This window comes from Listeria marthii (genome assembly GCF_014227425.1).
Lineage (GTDB): Bacteria > Bacillota > Bacilli > Lactobacillales > Listeriaceae > Listeria > Listeria marthii.
In genome coordinates this window covers 462,701-475,215 of the sequence record NZ_JAASWB010000001.1, presented here as the reverse complement: position 1 = coordinate 475,215, position 12,515 = coordinate 462,701, and the positions used below count along the sequence as shown (strand labels likewise).

The 12,515-nt window shown below is 37.0% G+C and carries 14 protein-coding genes; 10 read left to right on the top strand and 4 right to left on the bottom strand.

Annotated features, from left to right (window positions below):
- The first annotated feature begins 1 nt into the window (after window position 1).
- From addA to HCJ55_RS02410, 4 genes are all read left to right on the top strand, one after another.
- Entirely contained in the window at window positions 2-3,709 is a 3,708-nt protein-coding gene (addA, locus tag HCJ55_RS02425) for a helicase-exonuclease AddAB subunit AddA (protein WP_185516872.1), read from the top strand.
- The gene (locus HCJ55_RS02420; protein ID WP_185516870.1) at window positions 3,710-4,558 is read left to right on the top strand and encodes a fumarylacetoacetate hydrolase family protein; all 849 of its coding nucleotides are present in this window, start codon (window positions 3,710-3,712) and stop codon (window positions 4,556-4,558) included.
- Window positions 4,559-4,577: 19 nt separating this feature from the next.
- A complete protein-coding gene (locus HCJ55_RS02415; protein ID WP_008948574.1) occupies window positions 4,578-4,940 on the top strand; it encodes a YisL family protein in 363 nt (120 codons plus the stop codon).
- An 83-nt stretch (window positions 4,941-5,023) separates the two neighbouring features.
- Window positions 5,024-5,926 (top strand): YitT family protein, encoded by a 903-nt coding sequence (locus tag HCJ55_RS02410; RefSeq protein WP_185392461.1) that lies wholly within the window; start codon window positions 5,024-5,026, stop codon window positions 5,924-5,926.
- Between the two features lie 78 nt (window positions 5,927-6,004).
- Here HCJ55_RS02410 and HCJ55_RS02405 read toward each other — a convergent pair whose 3' ends face one another.
- Window positions 6,005-6,850: a Cof-type HAD-IIB family hydrolase gene (locus HCJ55_RS02405; protein WP_185504111.1), complete on the bottom strand. Its 846-nt coding sequence runs from the start codon at window positions 6,848-6,850 to the stop codon at window positions 6,005-6,007.
- A 118-nt stretch (window positions 6,851-6,968) separates the two neighbouring features.
- On the opposite strand from HCJ55_RS02405, the gene yjfP reads away from it, so the two are divergent.
- The 3 genes from yjfP to HCJ55_RS02390 all read left to right on the top strand — a co-directional run bounded on the left by yjfP (window position 6,969) and on the right by HCJ55_RS02390 (window position 9,048).
- On the top strand, window positions 6,969-7,721 hold the full coding sequence (gene yjfP / locus HCJ55_RS02400) for an esterase (protein WP_185501846.1): 753 nt from the start codon (window positions 6,969-6,971) through the stop codon (window positions 7,719-7,721).
- Window positions 7,722-7,785: 64 nt separating this feature from the next.
- Window positions 7,786-8,094 (top strand): metal-sulfur cluster assembly factor, encoded by a 309-nt coding sequence (locus HCJ55_RS02395; RefSeq protein ID WP_003720638.1) that lies wholly within the window; start codon window positions 7,786-7,788, stop codon window positions 8,092-8,094.
- Between the two features lie 78 nt (window positions 8,095-8,172).
- Window positions 8,173-9,048: a GNAT family N-acetyltransferase gene (locus tag HCJ55_RS02390; RefSeq protein ID WP_185516868.1), complete on the top strand. Its 876-nt coding sequence runs from the start codon at window positions 8,173-8,175 to the stop codon at window positions 9,046-9,048.
- On the opposite strand, the gene HCJ55_RS02385 is transcribed toward HCJ55_RS02390, so the two are convergent.
- Window positions 9,039-9,389: a PTS sugar transporter subunit IIA gene (locus HCJ55_RS02385; protein WP_185504109.1), complete on the bottom strand. Its 351-nt coding sequence runs from the start codon at window positions 9,387-9,389 to the stop codon at window positions 9,039-9,041. The two genes, HCJ55_RS02390 and HCJ55_RS02385, sit on opposite strands and share 10 nt — an antisense overlap.
- Before the next feature lie 150 nt (window positions 9,390-9,539).
- Between HCJ55_RS02385 and HCJ55_RS02380 the strand changes: the two genes are divergently transcribed.
- The 3 genes from HCJ55_RS02380 to HCJ55_RS02370 all read left to right on the top strand — a co-directional run bounded on the left by HCJ55_RS02380 (window position 9,540) and on the right by HCJ55_RS02370 (window position 10,757).
- Window positions 9,540-9,731, top strand: a complete 192-nt coding sequence (locus HCJ55_RS02380; protein ID WP_008948568.1) for a conserved domain protein — start codon at window positions 9,540-9,542, stop codon at window positions 9,729-9,731.
- A 35-nt stretch (window positions 9,732-9,766) separates the two neighbouring features.
- Window positions 9,767-10,072 (top strand): hypothetical protein, encoded by a 306-nt coding sequence (locus HCJ55_RS02375; protein WP_185516930.1) that lies wholly within the window; start codon window positions 9,767-9,769, stop codon window positions 10,070-10,072.
- A 163-nt stretch (window positions 10,073-10,235) separates the two neighbouring features.
- The gene (locus tag HCJ55_RS02370) at window positions 10,236-10,757 is read left to right on the top strand and encodes a type 1 glutamine amidotransferase domain-containing protein (RefSeq protein WP_003723656.1); all 522 of its coding nucleotides are present in this window, start codon (window positions 10,236-10,238) and stop codon (window positions 10,755-10,757) included.
- Between the two features lie 41 nt (window positions 10,758-10,798).
- On the opposite strand, the gene HCJ55_RS02365 is transcribed toward HCJ55_RS02370, so the two are convergent.
- Both HCJ55_RS02365 and HCJ55_RS02360 read right to left on the bottom strand, forming a co-directional pair.
- Complete coding sequence (locus HCJ55_RS02365) at window positions 10,799-11,065, bottom strand: hypothetical protein (protein WP_008948567.1); 267 nt, start codon at window positions 11,063-11,065, stop codon at window positions 10,799-10,801.
- A gap of 108 nt (window positions 11,066-11,173) precedes the next feature.
- On the bottom strand, window positions 11,174-12,466 hold the full coding sequence (locus HCJ55_RS02360) for an NCS2 family permease (RefSeq protein ID WP_185516866.1): 1,293 nt from the start codon (window positions 12,464-12,466) through the stop codon (window positions 11,174-11,176).
- Window positions 12,467-12,515 lie beyond the last annotated feature (49 nt).

Genomic DNA, 12,515 nt, shown 5'->3' with positions numbered 1-12,515 from the left:
CATGAGCTTAGATATACCAACGAAACCAAACGATTCTTTATGGACGGATGATCAGTGGAAAGCCATTCAAGCGAAAGGAAATAATGTGCTTGTAGCTGCTGCTGCGGGATCAGGGAAAACAGCTGTTTTAGTTACTAGAATCATTGAAAGGTTAATAGATGAGTCAGAGAACTTAAATGTAGACGAGTTACTCATTGTGACCTTTACAAATGCATCTGCTGCAGAAATGAAGTTTAGGATAGGCAAAGGACTAGAGGAAGCATTAGCGCAAAATCCAGATTCTGCCCATTTGAAAAGACAAGTGGCTTTACTTAACTATGCCTCTATTTCCACGCTCCATTCCTTTTGTTTAGAAATTATTCGAAAGTATTATTTTGAAGCGGATATTGATCCAAGTTTTCGCTTAATTGAACCGATTGAAAGTAGCATGATTCGAGATGAAGTTTTGGAGGAATTGCTGGAAAAAGAATATAGTGTTGAAAATAATAAGGCTTTTTTTCACTTGGTAGAATCTTTCACAGGAGATCGATCCGATGCAGAAGTGCACATGCTAATATCTAAACTCTATGATTTCTCTAGAGCGAATCCAGACCCAAATGCATGGTTAGAAACAATGGTAGACTTCTATAGTACCGAAGAAATAACTTCAATTACAGAATTATCCTATTTTCCAATCATTAAGGAAGATATTGAATTAAGAGTTAATCAGGCTAAGAATTATTTGTTGAATGCGATAGACTATGCAAATGAAAATGGCGGTCCAGCACCTTATTTACCTACTTTAGAAAATGATTTAGCTCAAATCAATGCACTATCAGAAGTCAGTTGGGCTAGCTGGGAGAATCTAAAGTTAGCCACTGGAAGCGTCGATTTCAAACGGATCCCAACACTCAAAAATAAAAGTGATTACGATGAAGCATATGTTGAAGAAACGAAAAAATTTCGTGAGGCTGCCAAAAAAGAAATTAAAAATATCGCGATAGACTGGTTTTCGAGAGAGGAAGCCAACTATTTAGCGGATTTAGAAAAAATGAAACCAGACATTCAAACTTTGAGTGAACTAGTAAAAAGCTTCGCCAAGAATTTCTTTGAAGAAAAACAACAACGAGGTGTACTGGATTTTAATGATTTAGAGCACTTAGCGTTAAAGATTTTATTAAAAGACAATGAAGCGTCGGAAGTGGCCCATAGTTATCAAAAGCAATTTAAAGAAGTATTAATCGATGAATACCAAGATACTAATATGGTTCAAGAAACTATATTACGCCTAGTAACTAATTCCGATGAAGAACAAGGGAATTTATTTATGGTTGGAGATGTAAAGCAGTCTATTTACCGGTTCCGTTTAGCCGAGCCAACTTTATTTATGACGAAGTATCAAGCATATCAGCAAGATGGTAATGGTTCTGGGATACGTATTGATTTGTCGCAAAATTTCAGAAGTAGAAAAGAAGTGTTAGATGCAACTAATTTTATCTTCCATCAATTGATGGATAGGCATATTGCGGAAATTGACTATGATACAGCGGCAGAGTTGACTTTAGGCGCAAGTTTTCCAGAAACAAATGAAATGGCAACGGAACTTTTATTGATTGATATGAAATCAGAAGAAAAAGAAACAGAAGATGAATTATCACCACAAGAATTGCAGAAAAACCAAGTAGAATCACGCGCAATTGCCGCGAAAATTAGAGAAATGATAGATAATAAGTTTCCCATTTATGATAAAAAACTAAAGCAGAACAGACCTATTCAATACCGAGATATAGTTATTTTAGCGCGAGGGATGACGAGTGCTCCGGATATGGAAGAAGCGATGAAAGTTCAAGATATTCCATTTTATGCTAATAATAATTCTGGTTATTTTGAAACGACAGAAGTAGCCACGATGATTGCGCTTATGAAAGTAATCGACAATCCGTATCAAGATATTCCGTTAGCGGCTGTGCTACGATCGCCAATAATTGGTTTAAATGAAGAAGAATTAGGACAAGTACGCATGGCGAAGAAAAATGGTTATTTCTTTGATGCATTATTAGCGTATAAGGATATAACCGTTTCAGAAACAGCCGATAAGATAAGTGACTTTATTCAGCAATTAAACACTTGGCGCGAATTATCTATCCGAGAAAATCTAACATCATTAATTTGGCAAATCTACCAAGAAACGAATTTTTATGAATTTGTTGGTGGATTACCTGGTGGTAAACAACGTCAAGCTAATTTACGAGCTCTATATGATCGCGCTAATCAATATGAAAAAACTTCTTTCCGTGGATTGTTCCGTTTCGTCCGCTTTGTCGAGCGTTTGGAAGTTCGTGGTGACGACCTGGGTACAGCAAAAACACTTGGTGAAAAAGAAGATGTCGTTCGGATGATGACTATCCATGCAAGTAAAGGATTAGAGTTTCCTGTAGTAATTGTGTCTGGATTAAGCAGGAAATTTAATATGCGCGATATTTACAGTAAAACGCTGCTAGACAAAGATTACGGCTTTGCATCTAATTATCGAGATATCGAGAAAATGATTGTTTATCCGACTATCATGCAACAGGCAATTAAACAAAAAAAATCTCGTGAAATGATTGCCGAAGAAATGCGTGTTTTATACGTTGCTCTTACTCGTGCGGAAGAAAAATTGATTCTGACAGCTACTGTACCAGATTTTGAAAAGACAAGTAAGAACTGGTTGCAAGTAGCCAAAGAGAAAGAAACTATTCTACCAGCAGCAACAAGAGCGAAAGCAAAGTGTTATTTGGACTGGGTAGGAAACGCGACTATTAGACATGAAAGTTTTAAAGATTTGTTGTGTGAAGAAATGATTCATACGCTTCCGACAAATATGAAACTTCAAATTGAAATCAAAACGAAAGAAATGTTTTTAGCAAATGACTTAGAACGAACAGAAGCGGATAATTGGTTGGAAAATATAAAAGAACATCAACCAGTACCTGTTCAAAGCCCCTATAAGGACGAAATTCAGCGATATATGAACTATGAGTATGCAAATGAGGCGGCCACGGAAATTCGTGCTAAGCAGTCTGTAACAGAGCTTAAACGACAATTCTCATTGCAGGATAGCTGGAGTGATACCACTTTACTAAAAGAATTCCAAAAAGTATCACTAGATAGACCTAAGTTTTTGCAACAAAATAAGCTATCTGCCACAGAAATTGGTACAGCGATGCATACTCTTATGCAAGCAGTTTCGCTAGAGCGTCAACCAACCGAGGAAGATTTAGCGCAACTTTTACAAACAATGTATGAAAAAGATATCTTAACAGAGGCGCAACTTAAAGCGATCAATGTACAACAAATAATTGGTTTCTTTGAATCGCCTTTAGGGAAAACGGTGCTACAGAAAAAAGATTTAGTGAAGCGAGAAGTGCCGTTCAGTTATTTGCTTCCTGTATCCGAACTATATAAACAAGCCGATATAGACGAACGTGTGCTCATTCAAGGTGTTGTTGATAGTATGATTGAAGAGGAAGAATCCATTATTTTAATTGACTATAAAACAGACAAAATAGAAGGACGATACGCGGATTGGGAAGCTGCTGAAAAGGTAATGAAAGAACGATATCAAATTCAGATTAAACTCTACGCGGAAGCTATCCAAGCTATTAGCGGGAAAAAAGTCACTAAAGCATATCTATATTTCTTCGATGGACAACATATATGCCAAATAAACACAAAGGAAGGTCTTTAAATGAAATGGTTGAGTTATCTGTATCAGGAGCATTTTGATTACGGCGTGCTAACATCTGAAAATAAAATTATCCCTGCAAAAACAATTTTTTCAAATCCGCCAGCAACTCTATTGGATTTTATCAAAGAAAAACCAGCACTTCCTGAATTACAAGGGATCGAAGGAAATATTGATTTGGCTGATGTGGAGATTCAAATTCCTTTTACACCGCCAAATAATATTATCGCTATCGGGAAAAATTATTATAATCATGTATTGGAAATGGGAAGTAAAGAAGATGTTCCGGAGCACGTTCTTGTATTTACAAAGAGTGCTAACAGCTTATTACCTCACAACGGTCAGATTGAGCTTCATCAAAATATAACCGAACAACTCGATTATGAAGGGGAACTCGCAGTTATTATAGGGAAAGAAGTCAGAGATATATCCGAAAAAGAAGCGTTATCTGCTATTTTTGGCTTTACTATTTTAAATGATGTTACAGCTCGAGACCTTCAGAAAAAACATAAACAATTTTATATTGGAAAAAGCCTTGATGCAAGTTGTCCGATTGGTCCGTATGTACTCGAAAATAATCTAGGCGAAGAACTTACTTTCCATATTGAGACGAGAGTAAATGGTGACGTGAGGCAATCGGACTCTACAGATAAGTTTATATTTAACTTGGCTCGAATTATTTCGGATCTATCAAAAGGACATATGCTAATTCCAGGTGATATAATAGCTACGGGAACTCCAAGTGGTGTAGGTAAGGGGATGAACCCGCCAACTTTTCTACAGGATGGGGATATTGTTGAAATTACTATCGATAAAATTGGTACGTTAACTAATCAAGTGAGAAAATCTTAAAAAGGAAGAAGGAAATAGTATGTGGGGTTATATTCATTTAATTTCTTGGGTAGCCATTGTTGTATTGACGGTTACAGCTTTACTCATTTATTCTAAATCAGCAAAAAGCTTTACGATGTTACAAATGATTAATCGAGTTTTTTATATTCTCGTTATACTAAGTGGAATTATGATGGTGCAGTACAGCGTGGAACAAAGTTGGATTCTAGCGATATTTAAAATTCTAATGGGCATTATTGTGATTGGCGTTGTAGAGATGCTGCTTAGTTATCGAAAACAACAAAAACCAACTGGCATGTTTTTAATGATTTTTGTTATTGTTGTAGTGATTACGGTATCGCTGGGCTTCTATTTATCAGGGGGATATCCATTATTTGACTAAAAATCAAAAAAATAATGAAAAAGACTTCTCTTTTCTCTGGAAAGTTGGTATGTTATGTTAGGGCCAAAAAAGGAGAGAAGAAAATGAGTTCAAAAATAGTATATAGAGAATATGCTAAAAAAACCGCCATTGCGATTATAGCAGCACTTTTAAATGCAATTGGCATGAACTTCTTTTTAATACCAGCACAAGTTTATGCTGCTGGATTAAATGGGGTTGCACAACTAGGTTCAGACATGTTACGTGATTCAATGAATATTTCAATTTCGACAGGGCTGCTTGTTCTGTTATTAAATATTCCAGTGGCAATTTTAGGCTGGTTAAAAGTAGGGAAATCCTTTACTGTTTTCAGCTTTTTGACAGTTGCTTTTATGTCTTTTTTCTTGATTGTTATTCCAGAAGTGCAAGTGTCCAACGATATTTTGCTTAATGCGATTTTTGGGGCGTTAATTGCTTCTGTAGGTATTGGTTTGGCTTTGAAATTCGGTATTTCTACTGGCGGACTAGATATCGTAGCAATGTACATAACAATTAAGACAGGGCGTTCTTTCGGAAAGTATTTCTTGCTCCTAAATGGGGTTATTATAATTGTGGCAGGATTTGCGTATGATTGGACATTCGCGCTCTATACGCTCATTTCTTTGTATGTTCAAAGTAGAGTAATTGATATTATTCATACGAGACATCAGAAATTAACAGTGATGATTATGACGCAACACTCCGAAACTGTTATTAAAGCAATTCATGAGAACATGGTGCGAGGTATTACAGTTGTAGATGCGATGGGCGGTTACTCAAAAGAAGATGTGGCGATGTTAATTATGGTGATCACGCGTTATGAATTATATGATATTACGCATATTGTTGGAGAATTTGACCCTAAAGCCTTTATTAATGTTATGGAGACGTCTAGCGTGTTCGGTGATTTTCGTTCAGAAGCGGACCAAAAATTAGCAATGGCAATGTATAAAAATAAAATGATGTAAAAAAAGCTGCAAGGTAATGGCTCTTGAACCAAAAATTAGAACTCCTAACTTTTGTAAGACCATACTTGCAGCTTTTTATTATAAGTTTAAATTTTCTTCTAAATATAGAGCGATGCCATCATCTTGGTTAGAGGCAGTTACTATGTTTGCTACGTTTTTAACAGATTCAGCCGCATTGCCCATTGCAACGCCAACACCTGCATAATCGAGCATTTGTAAGTCGTTCGTCTCATCACCGAATGCAATGATATCTTTACGATCAAAGCCTAGTGTTTTGGCAGCAGCTTGAACACCGATTGCTTTGTGGATACCAAATTTAATAATTTCCACTGCAGGCCAAGCGGATGCTCCCCATGTATGGTGGGAAATAACGCCAGAAAGTGATTCATCTAAATGTTTGCTGATTAAATCTAGTTGATCCATTTTTCCGAAAAATAATAAGGAAGTAGCATCGGATTGAATAGCATCACGGATGTTTCCGAATACGATATTTTCTGTACCTAAATGGAAGGTTTCAGGGACACTATTGTTGTGTTCTTTCAAAAAGACATTGTCCTGTACTTCGGCTGCGATATTATCTAATGCAAAACCGTTGGAGAAATCAAGTAACTCGTGAACAACGTGTAAATCAATGGCATGATGGTATCCTTCAGCAAATGTAGTAAGCCTAGGATGATGATAAACAGCGCCGTTGAAATTAACAATCGGTGTGGTTAATCCAAGTTCGTGATAGTAAGAACCGCTAATTCGGTATGGACGGCCAGTTGCGATCATTACTTCATGACCTGCCATGCGTGCTTTTTCTAAAGTGTTTTTTGTATGCGAGGAGATAGTTAGATCATCTCTAAGGGTTGTGCCGTCAAGGTCTAGTACGATTAATTTTTTAGACATAGTTTGCTCCTTTAATTCATATGGTTGGTTCAAAACTGCCCCTTCATGCTAAAATAAGGGCACACATTAATGATAGACGTTTATCACAAATTTGTAAATGATTCCGACCTTTACAATAGCTTAATAAACCTTATAGAAATGAGGCTTCACAATGATTCAAGTAGAAAATGAACAAATTGCGGGAATACCAGTTTTACATATTAGCAACAGCGAAAATGCTGATAAAATGTTACCAACGATCATTTTTTATCATGGTTTTACTTCTCAGAAAGAACTGTATTTACATTACGGTTATTTACTTGCACAGCGCGGCTTTCGAGTGATTTTACCAGATGCGAAGTTACACGGGGAACGTCTTCAAGGGGCTAATCCGGAAGATCAAGCTACGTTCTTTTGGGATGTGATAGAAACGAATATCAAGGAATTTCCGTTAATTACAGCTGAACTAATGAAAGCTGGGAAAACGGATCCGAATCGCATTGGTGTTGGGGGAGTTTCGATGGGAGCTATCACTTCGCTTGGGCTTCTTGGGCAACATGAAGATATTAAAGTGGCAGTTAGCTTAATGGGTAGCGCCTACTATGTTGATTTTGCTAAGGAATTATCTAAATATGCTTTGGCACAAGGACTAACATTTCCATATGATGTTGATGAGCGAATCTTATCCTTACAAAAATATGATCTGACTCAAAATATTACTAAAATAAACAACCGTCCATTGCTGCTTTGGCACGGGAAAAAAGACGATGTTGTGCCTTTTGCTTATAGTGAAAAACTTTACCAAACACTTGTGGAAGAAAGCTTGGCGGACAATGTGCAATTTATCATTGACGATAATGCGAAACATAAAGTTTCTGTCGAAGGAATGCTGCAAGGGGTTAGTTTTTTCGAGAAATTCTTATAATGAAAATCATTCTCATATATGATACAATAAATGTACAAAATTGCAAAAAGGAGGCATATGCTTCATGGATGAGCAACTGAAAGAAAACCTAATGGGCGCACTAGAACAAGTTATCGATCCAGAACTTGGAATTGATATTGTGAACATTGGGCTTGTATATGATGTTGAGTTAGATGATGACGGGCTTTGCACAGTATCAATGACGCTTACAACAATGGGATGTCCGCTTGCTGGTATTTTGACTGAGCAAGTACAAATGGCATTAAGTGATATTCCGGAAGTGAAGGATACAAATGTAAACCTTGTTTGGAATCCACCGTGGACTAAAGATCGTATGTCACGCTATGCAAAAATAGCGCTGGGGATACGCTAATTAAATAAAAATGAGCAGGTAGAACGTATTTTGCGTTGTACCTGTTATTTTTATAGAAATGAGTAGAGGGAAAGAATAATGAATTATGAAATGATAAGTGACTACAAAGATAATAAATTATATCGCGACAGTTTTAATAGACTTGCTGAAAGTACCTTTGATATTAATTTTGAAGAATGGTTCAATAAAGGTTTTTGGAATGATAAATACGTCTGTTATTCTTATATTGATGATAAGGAGATTATCGCGAATGTTTCCATTAATAAAATGAGCTTAATTTATCAAGGTGAGGATTATACTGCGTTACAGATTGGGACAGTGATGACTCATCCGGATTACCGTGGTCAGGGACTTGCTAAGAAATTATTAGGGCATGTAATAGCCAAATATGAAGCACAATATGATTTTTTGTATCTATTTGCCAATGACTCTGTATTAGATTTCTATCCAAAATTTGGCTTTGAGCGTGTCGAGGAAAGTAGTTTTACTGTCGATGCAAGCAGTTTGAAACGAAAGACTGCTCAGTTAAAAAAACTGAATCCCGATAATAATACCGATTTTCAGCTAATAAGTCGTATTGTATCCGAAAAAACTCCACTTTCTAACATATTAGATGTCAAAGAAAGTGAAGATTTACTGATGTTTTATGTATTAATCGCATTAAAAAATGAACTTTATTATATTGAAGAAATAGATACTATCGTTCTGATGGAGCAGGAAGATGCTGATTTATATGTACTTGATATCCTTAGTACGAAAAAACTAGATGTGGTGGAAGTTCTAAGTTATCTGCCTGCTAAAAAAATTGAAACGATTCATCTGCTGTTTACACCAGAAAAAAGTAAATACATTGATGCGGCACATATCATTGAAACAGAAGATATGTTGTTTGTACGGCCGAATATACTTACAAGTGAGCCTTATTTCTTATTTCCAGCTACATCTCACGCTTGATTTTCAAGTTTTGTCAGACGCTCTTCCAAGCGCTGTTGATGCTTGTATTGTTCAATAATTCTTTTAGCGAGTTGTAATTCTGCTTGTGCGGTCATTAAGTGGTCTTGCCCGTGAATTAATAAAAATGACGGGTGGGCTATTGTTTCTGAGTCGCGAATAGATACTAATTTTGTTTGCCAAATATGGCCTTCTTGAAATTGATCTTGTGCGATTTGGAGATGTTCATCCGCTTTGTCGAACTGATACTTTTCTGCATAATCAATTGCTTTATATGCTTCTTTTCGTGTGTTTCCGCCATGCAAAATAAGTTTTACAACAGCTTCTTCTACTTGAATTTCCATTTTTCCACCCCAACAGTTGATTGTTTTCTTTTATTGTAGCAAATGCCTGAACGATATGACAATAAATTAGCAATAAATCAGCCTATGGAATGATGCGTTTCATTTCGTGTGGCGTATAATAGACAATAGAAAAGGTGTGGAGGGATTTAAATGGAAGAACGTTTATATGAACTAGAAGACAAAGTACAAGACCTAGAGCTTGAAGTGCATGATTTACGTGCTAGAATTCAACTGCTTGAAGATAAACCAGCTACTCGTTCTAGTTTACTTGGCCATAATGTATGGGTCTTAATTCCATTAGTCGCGATTGTTTCTTGGATGATTGTAGAAATTTTTAGTTAAAAGGGACCTGCAATGGTTTCTTTTTTACTCCTAATATTACCATTTCTATACAGAAACAGGAGATAATAGTAAGGTTTTTCTTACCTTTTTTAGCTTCGTCACAAAAATTCTATATTTATTTACTTGCTTTTTTCAAGAACAATAGTAAAATAAGTTATAGGATAGAGTTTTACCTCGATGAAAGTTTCATTTTTACTAATGTGATTTTCATGGGGATAAGACCCTATCATGGTTATAATGACTTTTGGTGTATCCATCTTCCAATAGAATGGCAACTAGTCAGACATCTGTTTAGACACCAAAATCATTATTTGTTTTCATTCATCTCATTGGCCGTGTAGTTCATGTCTATGCCTCATCCCGTTATGCATAGGCGCCCGAACATGATGGCAACGCTGGAAATGTTTATTTCGAGCGTCTTTTTTTGTCTTCTTTTATAGGCGGAATAATTTAATAACAAACTAGTTATTGTTATACTGTAGGAGAGGATAGGAGGAGATTTATATGACTTTAAAAGGTAAAAAAGTTATTGCGCTTGTCAGTGAAGACTTTGAGGATTTAGAGCTTTGGTATCCAGTGCTTAGATTGCGCGAGGCTGGTGCTTCGGTGCATTTAGTGGCAGAGGAAGCGAAAAAAGTTTATCACGGTAAGTACGGAGTCCCTGTTACTTCTGACTATGATTTTGATTCTGTTCGCGCGGAAGATTATGATGGAATTTTAGTTCCAGGTGGCTGGTCCCCAGATAAGTTACGCCGTTTTGATAGCGTACTGAATTTGGTTCGTGCTTTCGATAAAGCGAAAAAGCCAATCGGCCAAATTTGCCACGCTGGATGGGTACTTGTTTCTGCCGGGATTTTAGAAGGCGTGAATGTGACGAGTACGCCAGGAATTAAAGATGATATGACGAATGCGGGAGCTATTTGGCATAATGAGCCGGTTGTAACAGACGGACACATTATCTCGAGTCGTCGCCCACCAGACCTACCAGAATATTTACCAGCGTTCATTTCCGCTTTAGAAGATTAAAAAAAGAAGCATTCCTCAAATTGAGGATGCTTCTTTTTAGTTTAAAAGTAAAAAGTAACGATAAAGCCGATGAAACTAGGAATTGCTGCAACTAAAAGCAGGATACTCCAGCGTAATTGGCTTTTTCGGCTAGGGTTTCCACTACGGCCGCCAAAGGAAACGAATGCGGATAGAATAATGGATGCAAAAACAATAATAGTCGTAACGATGGAATATAAAGTGGATACAGTGTAGTCAGGTATCAAAAAGCTTGCTAGAAAAACAGCAACAGCAAGTGCGACACCGGCGAGCAGTGATTTTAAAAACACAACAAGTTCAACTCATTTCTAATTAGTTTCTCTCTTCTTTATAGCAAAAGACTGGGTTTTTGTCCAATAAAAAAGCGCCTACCGAGTTCGGCGGGCGCTAGTTCGTTATTAATGTGGTAAAAATGCCACGAGAATGAAGAATAATACGGCGATGACGATTAGGAACCAGTTAAGTTCACGCCATTTACCAGTGAATACTTTTAGTACTGGATAAGAAATGAAACCGAATGCTAGACCGATTGCGATACTTGAAGTAAGTGGCATAGCTAGAATAACTAAGAAAGCAGGGAATGCTTCGTCTAGTGTATCCCAGTCGATTTCTTTAACAGCGCCAATCATCATGCTACCAACAATGATAAGAGCTGGTGCAGTGATAGCGGAAATTCCGGATACAGCACCAACAAGTGGAGCAAAGAATGCGGAAATCATGAATAAAATTGCTACTGTCAGTGTTGTTAGACCAGTACGGCCACCAGTTGCAACACCAGCAGATGATTCGATATAAGCACTTGTTGGTGTTGTACCGAACATCGAACCAACACTTGTTGCAACGGCATCAGCCATAAGTGCTTGTTTAGCGTTTGGTAATGATTCGCCTTTCATTAGGCCGGCTTTTTTAGCAACACCGATCATTGTTCCAGTTGTATCAAAAATCGTTATGAGCAAGAAGGACAAGACGACGGCGTAAAGCCCGTAACTCATCACGTCACCAAAAGCGTTAAGTGGATTAGTGAAAACGAATTCTGGCATTGGCGGAAGTTTAACAATACCATCTGTAAATTTAAGCTCACCAGTGATAAATGCGATAATACCAGTTGCAATCATCCCAATAAATAAAGCACCTTTAACGTTCAAAGCAAGTAAGATTAAAGTGATTAAAAGACCAACAATAGCTAAAATAGCTTCTTTAGAATGTAAATCACCTAAACCGACTAAGTTTGAGTCGTTTGAAACGATAATGCCTGTCATACGAAAACCTAGGAAAGCGATAAATAAACCAATACCAGCTGTAATCCCGGCTTTTAAATTATGTGGAATGGCTTCAATGATTTTTTCACGAAGCGGTGTTAAAGATAGTAATAAGAAAATAATACCTGCTACAAAGACCGCAGCGAATGCGACCGAATAATCTAGTTTTTGTGTTGTAACTACTGTGACGAAGTAAGCGTTCATACCAAGTCCTGGCGCAATCGCGATTGGATAGTTAGCGAAAATCGCCATCCATAATGTACCGATTACTGCTGAAATGATTGTTGCCATAAAGACAGTATTGAATGGAACACCTGCTGCGGAGAGAATAGCTGGGTTAACTACTACGATATATACCATCGTTAGGAATGTAGTAAAACCAGAGATGACTTCCGTTTTAACATCTGTACCGTTTGCTTTTAATTGAAACATGCGTGTGTTTCACTCCTTTTTTAAAATCATGCTTAATGGTAAATAACGA

What these genes read in the sequence shown, in the direction of transcription:
- HCJ55_RS02390 (WP_185516868.1), top strand. Translation starts at nt 8,173, where the DNA reads ATGAATTATGAAATGATAAGTGACTACAAAGATAATAAATTATATCGC.
- HCJ55_RS02410 (WP_185392461.1), top strand. Translation starts at nt 5,024, where the DNA reads ATGAGTTCAAAAATAGTATATAGAGAATATGCTAAAAAAACCGCCATT.
- HCJ55_RS02395 (WP_003720638.1), top strand. Translation starts at nt 7,786, where the DNA reads ATGGATGAGCAACTGAAAGAAAACCTAATGGGCGCACTAGAACAAGTT.
- addA (WP_185516872.1), top strand. Translation starts at nt 2, where the DNA reads ATGAGCTTAGATATACCAACGAAACCAAACGATTCTTTATGGACGGAT.
- HCJ55_RS02370 (WP_003723656.1), top strand. Translation starts at nt 10,236, where the DNA reads ATGACTTTAAAAGGTAAAAAAGTTATTGCGCTTGTCAGTGAAGACTTT.
- HCJ55_RS02385 (WP_185504109.1), bottom strand. Translation starts at nt 9,389, where the DNA reads ATGGAAATTCAAGTAGAAGAAGCTGTTGTAAAACTTATTTTGCATGGC.
- yjfP (WP_185501846.1), top strand. Translation starts at nt 6,969, where the DNA reads ATGATTCAAGTAGAAAATGAACAAATTGCGGGAATACCAGTTTTACAT.
- HCJ55_RS02415 (WP_008948574.1), top strand. Translation starts at nt 4,578, where the DNA reads ATGTGGGGTTATATTCATTTAATTTCTTGGGTAGCCATTGTTGTATTG.
- HCJ55_RS02420 (WP_185516870.1), top strand. Translation starts at nt 3,710, where the DNA reads ATGAAATGGTTGAGTTATCTGTATCAGGAGCATTTTGATTACGGCGTG.
- HCJ55_RS02380 (WP_008948568.1), top strand. Translation starts at nt 9,540, where the DNA reads ATGGAAGAACGTTTATATGAACTAGAAGACAAAGTACAAGACCTAGAG.
- HCJ55_RS02360 (WP_185516866.1), bottom strand. Translation starts at nt 12,466, where the DNA reads ATGTTTCAATTAAAAGCAAACGGTACAGATGTTAAAACGGAAGTCATC.